1 protein-coding gene is annotated in these 420 nt (G+C 60.5%); it reads right to left on the bottom strand.

All coding sequences use genetic code 11. From position 1 onward, the window contains the following. The coding region (locus tag EVJ32_RS16015; RefSeq protein ID WP_255569917.1) for a helix-turn-helix domain-containing protein at positions 1-206 on the bottom strand (206 nt) is incomplete at its 3' end. Positions 207-420: the final 214 nt, after the last annotated feature.

Below are 420 nucleotides of genomic sequence, written 5' to 3'. Positions count from 1 at the left end.
TGAACACCGGGAAGCCGGCCGTCCCGGCGAAGAACTTCGCGAACGCCGCGTCGAGGTGAAGCTTCGCGTTGGCGAGCGCGAGGCTGTCCGCCTCGGCGAGGAACGGGAACAGGGGCTTGTACGAGGCGGGCACAGCCGATCGTCCTGACCAGGAAATCGGCCTGTTCCGCCGTCGGGTGGAGCCTGTATTTGTAGCCCTTCAGCATGTCTCCCCCTCCTCTCGGCCGATGATCGTGATGAACGCCTTCCTCATCCGATACCCGCGACGGGGGAAGGGAAATCTGACGGAATCGCGAACTTATGTTCGTCATATCTGTCACAGGGGTGGCCAAGAGGTTTATGTACGGGCGATTCATCTCCCACCTACGCTGGGCCTCGCCCCAGACGCTTAGAGGTGGGAGAATTCTCGCTTAATTATGT

The organism is Exiguobacterium sp. SH5S4 (genome assembly GCF_004337045.1).
Lineage (GTDB): Bacteria > Bacillota > Bacilli > Exiguobacteriales > Exiguobacteriaceae > Exiguobacterium > Exiguobacterium aurantiacum_A.
Note: the sequence above shows the minus strand (reverse complement) of the source record. Positions and strands in the feature narration are given on the sequence as shown.